Source organism: Acinetobacter sp. CAU_H_56 (assembly GCF_058599425.1).
This window is the reverse complement of record NZ_CM178654.1, coordinates 914171-932396: the sequence shown is the minus strand read 5'-3', so window position 1 is coordinate 932396 and position 18226 is coordinate 914171. Positions and strand designations below refer to the sequence as shown.

Annotated in this window: 17 protein-coding genes; 3 read left to right on the top strand and 14 right to left on the bottom strand. The window is 42.8% G+C overall.

Annotated features, from left to right (window positions below):
• Positions 1 to 43 precede the first annotated feature (43 nt).
• From gyrA to AC4MCC_RS04545, 6 genes are all read right to left on the bottom strand, one after another.
• Positions 44 to 3016 (bottom strand): DNA gyrase subunit A, encoded by a 2973-nt coding sequence (gene gyrA, locus AC4MCC_RS04570; protein ID WP_419374715.1) that lies wholly within the window; start codon positions 3014 to 3016, stop codon positions 44 to 46.
• Between the two features lie 295 nt (positions 3017 to 3311).
• Entirely contained in the window at positions 3312 to 3929 is a 618-nt protein-coding gene (locus tag AC4MCC_RS04565; RefSeq protein ID WP_180010664.1) for a hypothetical protein, read from the bottom strand.
• Between the two features lie 309 nt (positions 3930 to 4238).
• Positions 4239 to 4631 (bottom strand): hypothetical protein, encoded by a 393-nt coding sequence (locus AC4MCC_RS04560; protein ID WP_419365408.1) that lies wholly within the window; start codon positions 4629 to 4631, stop codon positions 4239 to 4241.
• A gap of 140 nt (positions 4632 to 4771) precedes the next feature.
• Positions 4772 to 5704: an electron transfer flavoprotein subunit alpha/FixB family protein gene (locus AC4MCC_RS04555; RefSeq protein WP_125278450.1), complete on the bottom strand. Its 933-nt coding sequence runs from the start codon at positions 5702 to 5704 to the stop codon at positions 4772 to 4774.
• Between the two features lie 18 nt (positions 5705 to 5722).
• Positions 5723 to 6475, bottom strand: coding sequence for an electron transfer flavoprotein subunit beta/FixA family protein (locus AC4MCC_RS04550; RefSeq protein WP_159124425.1), 753 nt, complete (start codon positions 6473 to 6475; stop codon positions 5723 to 5725).
• Positions 6476 to 6989: 514 nt separating this feature from the next.
• Positions 6990 to 7595, bottom strand: coding sequence for a LysE family translocator (locus AC4MCC_RS04545; protein ID WP_419365410.1), 606 nt, complete (start codon positions 7593 to 7595; stop codon positions 6990 to 6992).
• A 112-nt stretch (positions 7596 to 7707) separates the two neighbouring features.
• On the opposite strand from AC4MCC_RS04545, the gene AC4MCC_RS04540 reads away from it, so the two are divergent.
• The gene (locus AC4MCC_RS04540; protein WP_005236726.1) at positions 7708 to 8202 is read left to right on the top strand and encodes an Lrp/AsnC family transcriptional regulator; all 495 of its coding nucleotides are present in this window, start codon (positions 7708 to 7710) and stop codon (positions 8200 to 8202) included.
• Between the two features lie 48 nt (positions 8203 to 8250).
• On the opposite strand, the gene AC4MCC_RS04535 is transcribed toward AC4MCC_RS04540, so the two are convergent.
• From AC4MCC_RS04535 to AC4MCC_RS04505, 7 genes are all read right to left on the bottom strand, one after another.
• Positions 8251 to 8625 carry a hypothetical protein gene (locus AC4MCC_RS04535; RefSeq protein ID WP_180012776.1) on the bottom strand — a complete coding sequence of 125 codons (375 nt, stop codon included), beginning with the start codon at positions 8623 to 8625 and terminating at the stop codon, positions 8251 to 8253.
• Between the two features lie 207 nt (positions 8626 to 8832).
• On the bottom strand, positions 8833 to 9723 hold the full coding sequence (xerA, locus tag AC4MCC_RS04530; RefSeq protein ID WP_419374722.1) for a site-specific tyrosine recombinase/integron integrase: 891 nt from the start codon (positions 9721 to 9723) through the stop codon (positions 8833 to 8835).
• Between the two features lie 29 nt (positions 9724 to 9752).
• Positions 9753 to 10370, bottom strand: a complete 618-nt coding sequence (locus AC4MCC_RS04525; RefSeq protein WP_419374716.1) for an alpha/beta fold hydrolase — start codon at positions 10368 to 10370, stop codon at positions 9753 to 9755.
• A 96-nt stretch (positions 10371 to 10466) separates the two neighbouring features.
• Positions 10467 to 11312: a diaminopimelate epimerase gene (dapF, locus tag AC4MCC_RS04520; protein ID WP_004784684.1), complete on the bottom strand. Its 846-nt coding sequence runs from the start codon at positions 11310 to 11312 to the stop codon at positions 10467 to 10469.
• 12 nt (positions 11313 to 11324) lie between these two features.
• Positions 11325 to 12569: a diaminopimelate decarboxylase gene (lysA, locus tag AC4MCC_RS04515; RefSeq protein WP_491880189.1), complete on the bottom strand. Its 1245-nt coding sequence runs from the start codon at positions 12567 to 12569 to the stop codon at positions 11325 to 11327.
• Between the two features lie 24 nt (positions 12570 to 12593).
• The gene (lptM, locus tag AC4MCC_RS04510; protein WP_419365431.1) at positions 12594 to 12827 is read right to left on the bottom strand and encodes an LPS translocon maturation chaperone LptM; all 234 of its coding nucleotides are present in this window, start codon (positions 12825 to 12827) and stop codon (positions 12594 to 12596) included.
• Positions 12828 to 12958: 131 nt separating this feature from the next.
• Entirely contained in the window at positions 12959 to 14362 is a 1404-nt protein-coding gene (locus AC4MCC_RS04505; RefSeq protein ID WP_166137739.1) for an amino acid permease, read from the bottom strand.
• Between the two features lie 321 nt (positions 14363 to 14683).
• Between AC4MCC_RS04505 and AC4MCC_RS04500 the strand changes: the two genes are divergently transcribed.
• On the top strand, positions 14684 to 16030 hold the full coding sequence (locus AC4MCC_RS04500; protein WP_005236738.1) for an alanine/glycine:cation symporter family protein: 1347 nt from the start codon (positions 14684 to 14686) through the stop codon (positions 16028 to 16030).
• Between the two features lie 72 nt (positions 16031 to 16102).
• Here the strand turns inward: AC4MCC_RS04500 and AC4MCC_RS04495 are convergent, their stop codons facing one another.
• On the bottom strand, positions 16103 to 16534 hold the full coding sequence (locus tag AC4MCC_RS04495; RefSeq protein WP_419374718.1) for a hypothetical protein: 432 nt from the start codon (positions 16532 to 16534) through the stop codon (positions 16103 to 16105).
• Positions 16535 to 16722: 188 nt separating this feature from the next.
• On the opposite strand from AC4MCC_RS04495, the gene radA reads away from it, so the two are divergent.
• Positions 16723 to 18111 (top strand): DNA repair protein RadA, encoded by a 1389-nt coding sequence (gene radA / locus AC4MCC_RS04490; protein WP_166137748.1) that lies wholly within the window; start codon positions 16723 to 16725, stop codon positions 18109 to 18111.
• Positions 18112 to 18226: the final 115 nt, after the last annotated feature.

Sequence of the window (18226 nt, the reverse complement as noted above, 5' to 3'; positions counted from 1 at the left end):
TAAAAAAGGACGCCGAAGCGCCCTTTTTCATCAGTAGCAGAACTTATTCCTCTACTGTATTGTCATCATCTTTTTCAGCTGCTTGTGCATCAGTCACATCATCAGCTGCAGATTCAGTATTTTCAATATCTTCCAATATTTCCAACTCATCTTCAACTGCTTCAATCGCTTCCACACCGACCAGTTTTTCATCTTCAGCCAGACGGATCAGACGAACACCTTGTGCATTACGGCCAGTCTGTGCCACTTCAGAAGCACGGGTACGAACCAGAGTGCCGCCATCAGAAATTAGCATCAGTTCTTTAGATGCGTCAATCGCAACTGCACCGACCAGCTCACCGTTACGTTCTGAGGTCTTAATCGCAATTACGCCCTTACCGCCACGTTTCTTAGTTGGGAAGTCATCTACCGGGGTACGTTTACCATAACCATTTGCAGAAGCACACAGCACTTCACCGGTTTCAGGTACAACCACTAGAGATACGATACGGCTAATGAAGTTAGCTTCAGTTGCATCTTCATCATCAGATTCAATATCTGCATCTTCTGCATCTTCAACCTGAGAAGCACCGATGGTCACGCGCATACCGCGTACACCTTTAGCTGAACGACCCATTGAACGTACGTCAGTCTCTGCGAAACGAATTGCTTTACCTTCGTTCGAGAACAACATGATTTGCTGTTCACCATCAGTAATCGCAACACCAATTAAGGTGTCATCGCCATTCAGTTCAATCGCACGTAAACCATTTGAACGAACGTTCGAGAATTGTTCCAGTTCAACACGTTTAATCGTACCGTACTCAGTCGCCATAAACACATAGAAGTTTTTACGAACAGCTTCAGCCTGCTGAGCAAAGTCATTGATGATGTCATCATCAAGATCAGTGGTTGAAAGCGCTAAGCCCAATTCTTTCAATTGAACACGCAGTGCATCAGAAATATCATCTGCGCCATCTTCAGATTCAGCAAGCGCAGCTTCTAGTGCCGCAAAGTGACTATTGATCACTTCATTGGTTTGTAGCTGTGCAGCATTGGTTTTTACAAATACTTTGAAATCAGCCAGACGTTCTTTGAATTTCTTCGGTGCGTCAATCACTGGCAAGATTGCAGTAATGGTTTCATTGTCATCTAGCGGCAACAAGTTCACCATTGGACGACCTTTGGCACCACGCGAAGCTTGTGGCACTTCGTAAACTTTCAGACGGTAAACCTTACCGACATTGGTAAAGCAAAGCACAGTGGCATGATTCGATGTCACCACCATATGCTGGATGTAATCATCTTCTTTCATGCTGGTTGCAGACTTACCACGACCACCACGACGCTGAGCAGCATAATCAGATAATGGTTGAGTTTTCGCATAACCAGTTTTTGAAACGGTCAGAACCATCTGTTCTTCAGGAATCAAATCTTCACGAGAGAAGTCGATACGTGATTCAACGATATCTGTTTTACGCGCATCGCCATATTGCTGAAGAATTAGTGCTAGCTCTTCTTTAATCACGTTCATCAATAAGTTGAAGTCATTTAAGATGGCTGTGTATTCAGCAATTTGACCTAAGATTTCAGAATATTCAGCTTGAAGTTTATCCTGCTCAAGACCGGTCAAACGGTGCAAACGCAGTTCCATGATCGCGTTGACTTGAGTCGGAGATAAGCGATACACATCACCATCAATACCAAATGGACGCTCTGGATCTTCGCCTTCAATTTCGTCCGGACGTACAGAAACAGCACCCGCTTTTTCGAGCAAGGCTGCCACACCGCCTGCTGCCCACTCACCTGCTTGCAAACGCTCACGCGCTTCAGCCGGGTTGGCAGAAGTTTTGATGGTTTCGATGATGGCATCAATATTTGCCAGAGCAACGGTTAAACCTTCTAAAATATGACCACGTTCACGTGCTTTGCGCAGTTCATACATGGTACGACGTGTCACGACTTCTTGACGGTGACGAATAAACGCAGCGATGATGTCTTTCAAGTTCATCAATTTCGGCTGGCCATTGTCCAGGCAAACCATATTAATGCTGAAAGAGTTTTCTAACTGCGTATTCTGGAACAGGTTATTGACGATGACTTCAGCATTTTCACCACGCTTTAGGTCAATCGCAATACGCATCCCTTCCTTGTCAGATTCATCACGAAGTTCAGAAATGCCTTCAAGTTTTTTCTCTTTGACCAGCTCGGCAATACGTTCAATCGTTTTCGCTTTGTTGACCTGATAAGGAATTTCAGTGAAGACAATCGTAGTACGGCCAGATTTAGCATCTTCTTCAAAGTGATATTTACCACGAATATGCAAACGGCCTTTACCGGTACGATAGGCATCCACGATACCTGATTTACCGTAAATAATGCCACCTGTCGGGAAATCTGGACCGGAAATGTATTCCATCAGACCTTCGATGCTGATATTAGGATTATCTGCATAAGCCAGACATGCATTCACCACTTCAGTCATGTTGTGTGGCGCCATATTGGTCGCCATACCAACTGCGATACCGGCCGCACCATTCACCAACAGGTTTGGAATACGGGTTGGCATAACTTGCGGAATACGCTCAGAACCGTCGTAGTTATCTTCCCAGTCAACTGTATCTTTTTCCAGATCAGCCAATAACTCATGGGTCAGCTTACGCATACGAACTTCGGTATAACGCATTGCCGCAGCGCTATCGCCGTCGATTGAACCAAAGTTCCCTTGACCATCAACCAGTTGGTAACGCAGACTAAAGTCCTGAGCCATACGGACAATGGTTTCATAAACAGCAGAATCACCATGTGGGTGATATTTACCGATGACATCACCTACAACACGGGCAGACTTCTTGTAAGCTTTGTTGTAGTCATTGCCCAATTCGTGCATTGCGAAAAGCACACGACGATGAACAGGTTTTAGACCATCTCGTACATCTGGCAAGGCACGTGACACAATCACGCTCATTGCATAGTCTAAATACGAGTGCTTGAGTTCATCCTCAATGGCAATCGGTCTAATTTCCGATACGCTCATGCATACTCCTTATTCTACAAGCCAAATTTGGCTTGCATTTATATGTCGTAAAACTTGCAAAATAATTAACTCAAACGACAGAGTTAAAAACTAAAATACAGCCCTAAATTATAGCATAAACACTTGTATTTTTGTGTCGAAATATTGAGCTTAACCTTGTTAATTATCTTCATTTTAGTGATCATTTTCCTGTTATTTTTAACGACGAAAAAATTATAAAATCAACAGGCGTAAAAAAAAGATGCTGCAAAAATTTGAGCATCTTTTTTGGGCTTAGAATTGGCTAAAAGTGATCTTAATTAGATACTTTTCGGTAATTCAATACTGCCACAATCAGCAAGATCGGCAGCAGCATCTCTACCCCTTCTTCAATAGTCATAATCATGACTTGTGTTTGGGGCAGCAGTTTTATACTAAACTCTTCACTAAGTGTTGATGTCGTACGGTCTAGTACTTTACTAATCCCACCACAGGCAATCGTCAAAAAGACAAAAAAGTATGCTGTGTTCCAGGTGTTTTTAGCCGTACGTACAGTAGTGATTAACTTTTTCAACAGTACAATGAAAACAAAAGCGATGCCTGACAACAAGATAAATCCAAGCACTTTATCCATCATGGGAATTTCAGCACTGCGATAGAAATTGGTTTTAATGAAACTGACTTCAAACACACGCTTATGAAAATCCATTTCCCGCATTCCCAGCAGAATTGCGGCTACTGCCATAAAAATTCGGGTATTTAGCTTGATTTCAATATTGAGCAGACACAAAAGTGCAAGCAAATACCATAACCACGGACTAAGCACCTCAAAAGCGCCTGATTCACTAAATAAGTACCGCGTCACTTCAAGTGGTGCATTCCAGGCAGTATGAATACAGATACTCAGATAGAGAGCAATAAGCAGAAAGCTCATTGACAGGAGACGGCTAGTTTTGGAAAAGAACATGATTCAAAGCAGGAGGAAAAGCAAAGTCGAATTTTATCACTTTTCACCCAAATGAAATAGTCATGATCTGACTGCAAAGTATTTTCCAGCCAGAAAACTGATTTTGTATTTTTTCTGAGCAGCATTAAAAATACTTATTCAATAACTCGACCCGTCATCAGCGATTCAGTGAATGGATGCTTATTTATCTTTGTTGATGAATCAGTCCTAGGGCATATCTATGTATGATCCTAAAAAACTTAGGTTTTCATAGGTAAATTTTTAACCCCAACTGCTTTAATACTTCTGATACCGCAGCACCAATCTAATCAAAAACGTTAAAATCAGCGCAATGACGCCAATGACTAATCCAACAGTAATTATAAATAAGATATATATCACCAGCCCAATGGGATCAGCTGAAGGTCCCTCAAATAGCCAACCGGTCCTTCGATTAAGTATTTCAGTATCAGCGAATGCTGCCAACATAAATAGCATCCCGACATAAGCAAAACAGCCACATATTAAAAAGAAAGCGACTAAACCAAAAGATAGACTTGACTGGATGCAATAGACCAAGCCTCCTAAACTTAGGAGAAAGATGATCAAACCAATAATCAGAATAAAAATACGCTGAAATAAAGGATCATTAAAAATCATATTTTTTTCAGGTAGCTGTAAGGCTGACATTTATTATCTTATTTAATTTTTTATCATTTTAATTTATTTCATATACCTATGAAAATAAATTATATTTTAGAAAAAAATAGACAATAAAAAACGCCTCTTAGTACAAAGACAAGAGGCGTTTTTCGAACCTGATTCAGGAATTAGATTTTAGAAACCAATTCAGGAATTACAGTGTTCAGGTCACCTACTAACCAGTAGTCTGCTACTGCATTAATTGGAGCTTCTTCATCTTTGTTGATCGCAACGATCACTTTAGACTCTTTCATACCTGCCAAGTGCTGAATCGCACCAGAGATACCTACAGCGATGTACAGGTCAGGTGCAACGATCTTACCAGTTTGACCAACCTGCATATCGTTAGGAACGAAACCAGCATCAACTGCAGCACGTGAAGCACCCTGAGCAGCGCCAAGTTTGTCAGCTAGTGGATCAAGGATTTTGTGGTAGTTCTCACCAGAACCAACACCACGACCACCAGAAACGACGATACGAGCAGCCGTCAATTCAGGACGTTCAGATTTAACGATTTCTTCATTAATGAACTTAGAAATACCAGCATCACCAGTAGAAGCAGCAGCTTCAACCGCAGCAGAACCACCTTCAGCAGCAACCGCATCAAATGCAGTACCACGAACAGTTGCAACGATTACTGATTCAGAAGATTCAACAGTTGCAATCGCGTTACCTGCATAGATCGGACGCTTGAATGTATTTGCAGAATCAACAGCGATGATGTCTGTGATCATGCTGACATCAAGAAGTGCAGCAGCGCGTGGCAAAATGTTTTTGCCAGTTGTAGTAGAAGCAGCAAGGATATGGCTATAGCCTTTACCTAATTCTGCAACCAGTTTCGCTACATTTTCAGCCAGTTGATTTGCATAAGCAGCGTCGTCAGCAAGTAAAACTTTGCTTACGCCCGCAACTTTAGCTGCCTGATCAGCAACTGCTTGAGCGCCAGAACCAGCAACCAATACAGTGATATCACCACCGATTTTTTGCGCCGCAGCAACAACGTTTAAAGTAGCAGCATTAAGTGCTTTGTTGTCGTGCTCAGCGATTACTAAAATACTCATGATTTTTATCCTTCTGTATTAGATCACTTTCGCTTCGTTTTTCAATTTTTCTACAAGCTCGTCTACAGACTTCACTTGTACGCCAGCTTTACGCTCTGCAGGAGATTCAACTTTTACTGTTTTCAGTTTAGTTGTAGTAGTTACACCGAAATCTGCAGGTGACTTAGTATCAAGCGGTTTTTTACGCGCTTTCATGATGTTTGGAAGAGCTGCATAACGTGGCTCGTTCAAACGTAAGTCAGTAGTTACGATCGCTGGAAGTGATAATTCAACAGTTTGTAGACCACCGTCGATTTCACGAGTCACTTGTACTTTGTCGCCTTCAACTTTAACTTCTGAAGCGAATGTACCTTGACCTGCACCTAAAAGTGCACCAAGCATCTGACCAACCTGGTTAGAGTCGTCATCAATTGCTTGTTTACCAAGAAGGATCAATTGTGGTTGTTCAGCTTCAACAACGCCTTTTAGAATTTTAGCAACTTCTAGCGCACCCAGTTGGCTGTCATCAGCTTCAACCAGAATACCGCGGTCAGCACCAAGCGCCATTGCAGAACGGATTTGTTCTTGAGCTTCTTTAGGACCAATAGAAACAACAACGATTTCTGAAACAGTTCCTTTTTCTTTTAAACGAACCGCTTCTTCCACCGCGATTTCACAGAATGGGTTAATTGACATTTTAACGTTTGTTAAGTCAACACCACTGTTGTCCGGCTTAACGCGAACCTTAACGTTGGCATCAACCACACGTTTTACAGCAACAAGAGCCTTCATGTAATCCTCGGCTGTTTTAGCAAATGTAAATGTTGAGAAAAGTTATAATAACTCTTCACTTAAATTTTTTTAGGTGCCCTATCTTGCAATGTGCACGGCATTTCGGTCAAGTCACAATTCAGCAAAGAGCTGTAAAAATGCGTAATTTTCCTTGAACGATGCGTTCACAATTAATCCGTATCGATTTATTACAATGAATTTTATCAATATTTAATAAAATTTAACCTTTGATTTTTATTATGTTTTTATTTGATGAAACACATCAGAACTTTTGATTTTTGCTTATTAAATGCACAAATCCGTCCTTGGATTTGTGGAAAATGACTTATATTTAAAAATGACCGCTTTGGTCAGTTTGGACATAAAGCAAAATTAATCAGGATTTATTCTGCATATCTGCTCAATTTACTCCGCTTTATTTTGTTGGGCAGGTCTAAAAATCGGGTTGTCATCAATCTATAAATATAAAAAAAGCATACCGGGAACAGTATGCTTTTTTAAAATACGCCATTGCTTAATTAATAATTAACCAGCTTGCGGCAAGGGCAAGTAAACCACCTGAGGTGCCATCCACCCATTTTTGTTTACGCTCATCAATTTGTGTGTTGCGGGTGATTCTGCTGAACAAGATGCTGAGAGCGCAGTAGACTATGAAAATCATGCCGATAAAAATAAAAGACAGAATCAGGCCTTGGCTCACCGTATTTCCACTTTTATCGATAAACTGCGGCAAGATTGCAAAATAGATCAGCATGCCTTTGGGATTAAGTAAGGCCGTAAAGAAGCCCTTTTTCACCGGATTAGCAGTGGTCTTTTTCTCAATTTTCATTGAGTTTTTGCTAAATACTGATTTCAACAGGCTACAAGCCAGATAGAGCAAATAAGCAATACCCAACCAGCGAATTGCTTCAAACAATACCGGAAAAGACACGATAATGGCTGCGATTCCTAATGCTACCAAAATGGAATGTACCAGATAGCCTGAACAGATCCCGATGGTTGCCATCATGCCTGCTTTTGCATTTTTACCCATCACTTGAGACAAGATAAACAGCATATCTGGTCCAGGTGTAAAAATCAGGGGAAGCACGGTTAGTGCAAAAAGTGCAAATACAGACATTTCCTTTTCCTTTAAATCTTCGGAAAGTGGAATTAGTATCTGCGAATTTTTACAAAATAGGCTTTCAATTTATTTTATAATAAGTATTATTTTTCAAATTATATTCTAATTTATGAAAATATCTTCCAAGTCTGTGCGAGTAAAACTTGATCGAATTGATAAAAATATCATTCATCACTTGCAAGCCAATGGCCGTATTCAGAATAACGATCTGGCGCGGGAAATTGGACTATCCCCTTCTTCCTGTCTGCGTCGGGTAAAATTGCTTGAAGATGCGGGCGTAATCCAGAATTACACCACCATCGTTGATTCACAGAAAATTGGTTTTCAGTTGATTCTCTTTTCACGGATCTGGCTGGTGGGTCAGGATGCAGAGACGATTGATACCTTTATTGAAGCGATGAAGGAACTACCGCAAGTGATGGAGTGTTATATCATTCTGGGTGAATGTGATGCGATGTTAAAAGTTGTGGTGCCTGATCTGGAAAGTTACCGTAAATTCCAGTCCACACATTTGACCAAGAAAAATGGTATTACCAGTGTCAAAACAGATTTACCCAGCCAGATCATCAAGCAAAGTTTTCAGTTACCGCTGGATGACTTGTAAAATATTTTAGCAATAAAAAAGGATGACCTTAGTCATCCTCCATATACATTAAACTTGTAAAAAGTCACGATGCACATGACTCAGTTCAATCAGTTCATAAGATTTCAGATCGAAAATATTCCAGATTTCGAGCGCATCTTCTTTTAGGTCAACAGCTTTACTGGCACGCTGCGTAGTCTGCCATTGCAGATCAGAAATCCATAGATAATACTGACCTGTCTCAGGATTATAAGCCTGCATTTTCCCTTCCGCATTAATCCCCTGCACAATTGCTCCTTCAGGAAGAACGGCTTCGATAGTGGGCAAGCTAATCTCAACAAAATGTTTAATCTGGCGTAAACCATAACCCGCAAACATATCTTTTTGGGCTGGGCTTAACTGCGCATACTTTTGTTGTATATCCGGGATAATTGCTGTGTCCATAAAAATTCCAGTATCGAGATCGCTGATTTTCTTTTAAAAATTGATTACTATTTATACTTATATCCGAAAACAGCCATTTGAAAAATAAGACAATAGTGAAATATCTTTCCAACAGTCTGTTCAGGTCATATTTTGAGCATGATACATGAAAGTTTTGTGCCATGAATCCTCATCATCCGACAAGCGGATGAAAATTTTATATTTTACCTATTCTTTATGCTGTGCCCGCGGATGCGCCTGATCATAAATCTGTGCCAAACGATCAAAATCAATATGAGTATAAATTTGTGTAGTACTCAAATTACTATGCCCCAACATTTCCTGAACGGCTCGAAGGTCACCGCTATTTGACAGCATATGACTGGCAAAACAATGCCGCAATAAATGCGGATGCAGGTCAACATTAACCCCTGCACGCTGCGCCTGAAACTTGACCCGGTTTTCAATTTGCCGTGCACCGAGCGGATTGCCTTTTTGGGTGATAAATACATTCGCGTCAGGTACAAAATCACCATTCCAGCGCGGATAAATTTTTAGCCATTCCATCAGACTGTCTTTTGCTTTTGAACCAAAAGGCACCACCCGGGTTTTATTGCCTTTACCGGTAATCCGCAGGAGCTGACGATTAAAATCAACATCCTTGATTCTTAAGCTCTGAATTTCTGCCAGTCGCAAACCACTGGAATAGAGTAATTCCAGAATTGCCTTGTCTCTCAACCACATTTGTTGCTGCGCTTCGGTTTCTGGAGCCGGCTGGTCCAGAATCTGGTTCACAGTTTCGATATCGACCATACCCGGCAAAGGACGTGATTGACGTTTCAACTGAAAATCATCAGTCGGATTAAATGCCAGATACTGCGCCTGCTCTGCCCATTTCATGAACTGGCGAATCGAAGAGAGCATCCGTTGCAAGCTACTCGAACTTAATCCGTGCTGCTCGACTTTTTCAGCCAGAAATTGACGTAAATCTGTGGCTTCCACATCATTGAGTGCAAGTTGTTGTACTGCGCAGAATTCCAGAAAATCAGCCACATCACGTTCATAGGCCTGTAAGGTATGTTTAGACTGGTTCTGGATCTCACGTTCTTTGAGCCAGATTTCGAGCAAGTCTTTTGCAGAAAGGTTTATTACTTGCTCCATTCAATTGACTCCAGCCAGGCTTCAATCAGTTCTGCGGTCTGTACTGGATGAGTCGCCGCAAAGAAATGATCCCCACCTTGAATTATATGCAAATTTGCATGTTTAAAATTTTGCTTTAAGCATTTCCCCACCTGAACGGTACTTAAAGAGTCTTGGTCACCCCAGATCAATAGAATAGGAATCTCAAGACTGCTTAACTGTTTCAGGCCAAATACGGTTTGATCTTGTAAAAACCAATCAGGGACATCTTTAAACTGCTCGCGATAATCTATCCGCCAGTCAGCACAACTGAACTGTGATAGATCCACACCACCAGAAGTTGCCAATAAAACCAGTCCTTTGACTTTCTCTGGATGTTCGAGGGCAAGCCCAACTGCAAGAACTCCCCCCATGGACTGGGCAACCAGAATCGAATCATCCTCAATCTGCTCTGTGATGAGTTCCTGCAGATCATGAAGATTTTGAATAGTTGAATTTGGTTCTACCCCATCGAAGCCCGGATATGCCAATATTTTTGTAGATTGACCTGTTTTTAAATGAGCCAACAAGGGCTGCCAGAAAGCTTGGCTGCCTGATGCACCCGGTAAAAACACAAGCTGATTCATAGCAGTGTTGTGATATCAATTAAATATGGAATTCATCCTATCATAAAAAAAGCACCGTACTATGTGCGGTGCTTTTTAGAGAAATAAATGTTGGGATTAACCTTGGAAGTAGCGCAAGTCCAGACGGCCTTCATAAACATTGGCGGTTGGACCCGTCATCCAGACCACATCACCTTCTTTCCATTCAATCTGCAATTTGCCACCCGCAAGTTCAATTTCGACCTTGCTAGATAACAAACCACGGCGCATACCAGACACTGCTGCCGCACAGGCACCGGTGCCACAAGCCAGTGTTTCGCCTACACCACGCTCATAAACACGTAAACGTGCATGCTTTTCATCAATGATCTGCATAAAGCCAGCATTAACACGTGCCGGGAAACGCACATGGGATTCTACCTGTGGACCAATTTTAGCCACATCGGCAGTTAGCACATCCGGAACAATCGTCACTGCATGTGGATTTCCCATATTCACCACATCAATCGTCAGTTTCTCTCCACCCGCCAGATCGATGTCATACAGATTTTCCGGTTCTTCCGCCACAAATGGAATTTCCTGAGGCAGGAATTTTGGATAACCCATATTCACTCGCACCCAGCCGTTGGCACCAAGTTCAGGCTCTACAATTCCAGCTTTGGTCTGTACCTTGATTTTGGTTTTTGTGGTCAATTGACGCTCATGCACAAAACGGGCAAAACAGCGCACACCATTTCCGCACTGCTCAACTTCAGAACCATCCGCATTAAAGATACGGTATTTAAAATCTGCACTTGGAATATCAGGCGGTTCAACAATCAAGAGCTGGTCAAAACCCACACCAAAGTTACGATTTGCCAAGCGCTGAATAGTGAGAGTATCCAGATAAGCACGCTGGCTAATCAGGTCTACCACCATAAAATCATTGCCCAGGCCATGCATCTTGGTAAATTCAAGCAACATTATTTATTCTCCTTAAGGCAATAAACGCTCACGTTCCCAAAGTGATTCAATCGTTTCGCGTTCACGAATCAGATGCACCTGATCACCATCCACCATTACTTCAGCAGCACGACCACGGCTGTTGTAGTTCGAACTCATTACGAAACCGTATGCACCTGCACCAAGAACTGCCAGCACATCATTTTCTTTAATGGCAAGCTCACGTTCCTTACCCAGAAAATCCCCAGTTTCACAGATCGCGCCCACCACATCCCATTCTTTTGTTTCCACATCTGTACGCGGTGTCACGGATTGAATATCCATCCATGCTTCATATAAAGCAGGACGAATCAGGTCATTCATCGCGGCATCAATGATGGCAAAGTTACGGTGATTGGTTGGTTTCAGTAAATCCACTTTGGTTAATAACACGCCTGCATTGGCAGAGATACTACGACCCGGCTCCATATAAACTTTCAGACCCAGTTTTTCTAAAGCAGGACGCATGGCATTGGCATATTCTTCAACCGATGGCGGTGTTTCATCTTTATATGTCACACCCAGACCACCACCGATATCGATGTGTTTCAAGTTGATGCCCATGTCTTTAAGCTTATCGATCATGACAATGACACGATCCAGCGCATCAACAAAAGGCTGGGTTTCAGTCAACTGCGAACCGATATGACAGTCAATCCCGACCACTTCAAGATTTGGCAATGACGCTGCATATTGATAAGTTTCAAATACGCTGTCGGATGGAATACCGAATTTGTTTTCTTTTAAACCAGTGGAAATATATGGATGGGTTTTGGCATCGACATCCGGATTAACACGTAGTGAAATAGGCGCTTTAACATTAAGTTCAGCCGCTACTTTCTGAATACGATCCAGTTCGGCATATGACTCGACATTAAAACAGGCGATGCCTACTTCTAATGCCTTTTTAATATCTGCTTCTGATTTACCCAGGCCCGAGAATACGATTTTCGAAGGTTCACCGCCGGCTTTCAAGACACGAGCCAGTTCACCACCAGTCACGATATCGAAACCAGCACCCTGCTTGGCCAATACATTCAATACCGCAAGATTAGAGTTTGACTTTACCGCAAAACAGATTTGATGATCGATAAAGCTAAAAGCACGGTCCATGTCCAGATAATGCTTTTCAAAAGTTGCTTTTGAATAAACATAAAGTGGTGTGCCAAATTGCTCTGCGAGCTGTTGCAGTGAACATTGCTCAGCATGCAATACCCCATTAATGCGGGTGAAACTCATGAATGTATCCTTTCTCTGAAAGTCTTAAGGAGATGGTGTTGAATCGGATTCAGCAGGTGCTTCAAACTGCTGCTTGACCGGCGCATCCTGTTGTTCATCTGATACTTGCGGTGCAGATTCAGTATTTTTATAGAGTAAATACTTGGCACGTTTATCGTAGTTTGGATCATTTGGAAGATGTAAAGCTCCCGACTGTCCACAACCGACCAAGGCAAAACCGACTGTAATTAAACTGATGCAGCAAATGACCTGACGCATCTGACCACCTATATGAGTATTTTCGATGAAGTATAACGCGATCATCCGTATGACCAAAGCGCTAAACGCTAGAGAGTATATTCAGACATAAAAAAACGCCAGCAGATCGCTGACGTTTTTATTGATATGGATTATTTATGTTTCTGTTTATAGAAGCCTAAATATCCAATAATCAGCAAAATGAACCAGACCGGGCTGACCATCAAGGCACGGCGGGTATCGTCTTCCAGCGATAACACACCAATCATACCGACAAAGAAAATAATCACGATCCAGCAAGTCACCAATCCACCAGGCAGCTTGAATATGGATTTAGCATGCAATTCTGGACGGGTACGGTAATAGATCATATAACTCCAGATAATAATCAGCCATACACAGATAAACAGAATAGTCGATAGAGTCGTTGCTAAGGTAAATGCTTCAACCGTATTCGGCACGAAGTACTGTAATGCTGCACCCAACAATAAACAGATCGCAGAGAAATACAAAGCATTCGCTGGAACGGCGCGCGAATTCAAACGACCAAAGGCTTTAGGTGCCTGTTCTTCACGAGATAAACCGAACAGCATACGGCTGGTTGAGAACACCCCACTGTTCATTGATGACATTACTGATGACAACACTACCAGGTTCATGATGATCGCAGCCGCGGCAATACCAGCTTGACTGAACAGATTCACAAACGGAGAAACATTTGGATTGATCTGATCCCATGGTGTTACTGACATCACAATGATCAGAGCCAGCACATAGAAAATAATAATACGGATCGGAATCGAGTTCACCGCTTTAGGCAGGTTACGCTCTGGATCTTTGGTTTCAGCAGCCGTAGTACCAACCAGCTCTACACCTACAAAGGCAAAAATCGCAATCTGGAAACCAGCTAGGAAGCCCATAGTCCCTGTCGGGAATAAACCACCATGATCCCAGATATGAGCAAATGAAGCGACCGTACCTGCATCATTAGTAAAGCCAGTAAAGATCATCCACAGACCCACACCAATCAAAACGATAATGGCGATAATCTTGATCAAAGCAAACCAGAATTCCATTTCACCAAACAGTTTCACGGTTGCCAGGTTCAAGCCCATGATGAATACAATAGAGGCAATACTGATCAGCACGCCTTCGCCCGGAGTAAATGGCAGGCCGTTATTAAAGAATTGCAAGTAATAGATAATGGCTGACAGATCCGCGATACCAATCGTGATCCAGCATAACCAATACGTCCAGCCGACAAAATAACCTGCCCACGGCCCGATCAGATCGGTGGCAAAATCGATAAAAGATTTATATTGCAGATTGGATAACAGTAATTCACCCAACGCGCGCATGACTAGAAACACCATAAAACCGATGATCATATAAATCACCAGAATGGATGGTCCTGCCAAGCTAATGGTTTTCCCTGAACCCATAAAAAGGCCGGTGCCAATCGCACCCCCAATGGCAATTAACTGCAGGTGCCGGTTGGATAAACTACGCTGTAGCTCACCATCTTCCGATGATGAGTGACTATATTTTTCTGACATTATTTCATTTCAACTTTGAGTTTTAATCGCGACAAATTAACGTAAAAAACCCGGAATACAAAAAGAAAATTCGCATCATTTGTATTTTCCAACTAATCTTGCAAATTAATTTATTTTTCTTATATCAATATTCATTTATCTTTAGTCTTGGTTTTAAGGCGTAATGAATACAGGATTTTTCTTGTCAAAGCGCTGAAACTATGTAAAAAATAGAATACAAATCCGCCAATATTCGCATTTAGGATGAGCGCGCATGGCATAGCAATTGCTTTTCAATCAACATCTCAAATAAAGCTGACACGGATAAATAAGAAGAAATTTATGCAAAATTTACAAAGCATCATGGAAACCGTCAGTGGCTGGGTCTGGGGCCCATATATGCTGGTTCTCATTGTCGGTACCGGTATATTCCTGACTTTCCGCCTGCTGTTCTGGCAGTTCCGCATGTTGCCACTGGCCTTTAAACAGGTTTTTGGCAAACACCCTTCGCATGAAGGTGATATTTCCCAGTTTGGCTCACTCATGACCGCACTGTCAGCTACCATCGGTACCGGTAATATTGCCGGTGTCGCAACTGCCTGTGTACTGGGTGGCCCAGGGGCCGTATTCTGGATGTGGATGACTGCCCTGTTCGGAATGGCAACCAAATATGGCGAAGGTGTACTGGCCGTCAAATACCGAGTTAAAAATGAACGCGGTGAAATGTCTGGCGGTCCAATGTATTACATCGAGCGTGGCCTGAAATGGAAATGGCTGGCGCTGATCTTTGCATTCTTTGGCGCTGTCGCATCTTTCGGAATTGGTAGTTCAGTTCAGTCCAACACTGTTGCACTCGCGGTAGAAAATGGTTTCGGTCTGGAAACCTGGGTTACAGGTATCGTGATTACTGCATTTTCGGCACTAGTGATTCTGGGCGGGATTAAGTGGATTTCTAGAGCTGCCTCTTTCATCGTTCCAATTATGGCGATTGGTTATGTAGCGGGCGGTTTGATCATTATTTTCACCCATCTCGATTTAGTGGGCCCTGCACTGAAAATGATTTTCACCTATGCCTTTACTGGTGAAGCTGCTGTAGGTGGTGCGATTGGTGCGGCGATTCGTTATGGTGTCGCGCGTGGTGTCTTCTCGAATGAAGCTGGTATGGGTTCGGCACCGATTGCCGCTGCTGCTGCAAAAACCGATCATCCTGCACGTCAAGGCCTGGTGTCCATGACCGGAACTTTTATTGACACAATTATTGTCTGTTCGATTACGGGTATTGTCCTGGTAATGGGCTTCATCATGGCCGGCAGTGATTTTGGTGGACAAACCGGTGCTGTTCTGACCGTTTCTACATTTAACAAACTGCTGCCAGGTGTCGGTGGCTGGATCGTGACCTTCGGTATTATCTTCTTCGCCTATTCTACCATTTTGGGCTGGAGCTACTACGGGGAAAAATGTGCCACCTATCTGCTCGGTGAAAAATTTGTATTCCCTTATCGCATCATTTATATCGCTTCAGTATTTATTGGCTGTGTAGCAACACTGGATCTGGTCTGGCTGTTCGCAGACACATTCAACGGTTTGATGGCGATTCCAAACTTGATCGGCCTGCTACTGCTGTCTGGGGTGATCGTGAAAGAATCCAAAGATTTTATTGCTCGCCGTAAATCAGGTGAACTGTATTAATAAAATTTAAAACCCTTAATAAAAAAGCCACTTTCTTAGTGGCTTTTTTATTATTTAAGTTTTCTAAAAATATCAGTTTACACGGCCAGAAAATTCATCGTCATCATCATGAGCTTGACTTAGATTTAAGAACTCTTCACGATCGGCTTCAATTTCCAGCGCAGTTTCTAGGGATAATACAAAGAACAGCACACCTGGAATCTTCATCTCCCCGTCAGCATCTTCAAGATGTTCACTGACCATTTGGTAAATTGGATTGGCTTCATCAAATGGCACATCGATATAAAGATCGCCTGAATAACTTTCAATCACACCAGGCTGTTCTATCCCCATGCAAGGTGCAAAGTCAACTTGGCGTTGCTCCAGCCATTCCATCAGGTTCTGACGTAAATGATAGGACTCAGCATCGGCATTTTCATGTTCATAATTTTCAAAATGTACAAATAATACATCACGGTCTTTTTCACGTGCGATCGCATCGATATGTTTTAAAAGTTGTGGCATGTCAGGTTTCCTATACCCGTGATGAATTTTCTCATTATAGAAGGTATTTCACTTTCATGTAGAAAGGTGAATTCATAAGCGTCATATGCTGACGTAAATCACTGACTTTTTCAGCGAAAGGTCTTGGTTTTCAGTCTCATTCACCGCTATGCTGTAGCCCCCATTCCCAATATTTATTTTCGGAAATTATGGCTAAAGCAAAAAGTGTGTATCGTTGTGAGCAATGTGGAGCCGACCATCCCAAATGGGCGGGTCAGTGTTCTGAATGTGGGGAATGGAACAGCCTGGTAGAAGTCAGTATTGCGCCTGCAACCACACATCGTGCTCAGCCAAAAATTGGCGGCTATGCCGGTCAGGCAGCTGCGATTACCACTTTAAATAAAGTCTCCGTTTCACATGAAACCCGGCTGCAAACAGGGATTGGCGAATTTGACCGGGTACTCGGTGGTGGTCTCGTTACAGGTTCTGTGGTTCTGATTGGTGGTGATCCGGGGATTGGTAAATCAACTATTCTGCTGCAAACCGCAACCCATATGGCAGCAGGCAATAGCTCTGCCCTATATGTGACAGGTGAAGAGTCTTTATCTCAGGTGGCATTACGCGCCCAGCGTCTGGACTTACCAACTGACCAACTGAAAGTCATGGCAGAAACCTGTGTGGAACGTATTTGTGAAGTGCTGGCTCAGGAACGTCCTGCTGTTGCGATTTTGGACTCGATTCAGACTTTATATACCGAAACCTTGCAGTCTGCGCCAGGTGGTGTATCACAGATCCGTGAGTCTGCCGCCCTATTGACCCGTTTCGCCAAAAATAGCGGCACTGCCCTGTTTATTGTCGGTCATGTGACTAAAGAAGGTGCCTTAGCAGGTCCGCGTGTACTGGAACATATGGTGGACTGTGTGCTGTATTTTGAAGGCCAGTCGGATTCTCGTTACCGTATGATCCGCGCAGTCAAAAACCGTTTCGGTGCAGTCAATGAACTTGGCGTCTTTGGCATGACCGATAAAGGTCTGCGTGAAGTCGCCAATCCATCTGCCATTTTCCTCAGTCGTTATGATGAAGCGATTCCAGGTTCCATCGTCATGATTAGCCGTGAAGGAACTCGCCCACTCCTGGTTGAAGTTCAGGCTTTGGTCGATGATGCTCATGGCCAGCCACGCCGTGTAGCGTTGGGTTTAGAGCAAAACCGTCTGAATATGCTGCTTGCTGTGATGCACCGTCATGGTGGCGTACAAACATCCGGACAGGATGTCTATGTCAATATCGTCGGTGGTTTAAAGATTACCGAAACTGGTTCTGACCTGGCTGTACTTTTAGCGTGTGCATCCAGTATCCGGACCAAAGCCTTGCCTCAGCAACTGGCTGTTTTTGGTGAAGTTGGTCTTTCTGGTGAAATTCGTCCAGTGCCGAATGGTCAGGAACGTCTGAAAGAGGCAGTCAAACATGGTTTTAAATATATTATTTTACCGCGTGCCAATGCACCGCAAAAACCGATTCCCGGCGTACAGGTCATTGCTGTAGCCCGATTGCATGAAGCCCTGAGTGAAGCCATGAGCCTAAGTGATGAACTCAGTTAGTTTTAATCGATAAATCTTGCAAAAAGCTTAAAAAAATACACATTTTTGATTGAAATCCCCTATAAAGCCTATATAAATAGAGTATTCAAATAAGTTTTTTTCACATAGGAAAATT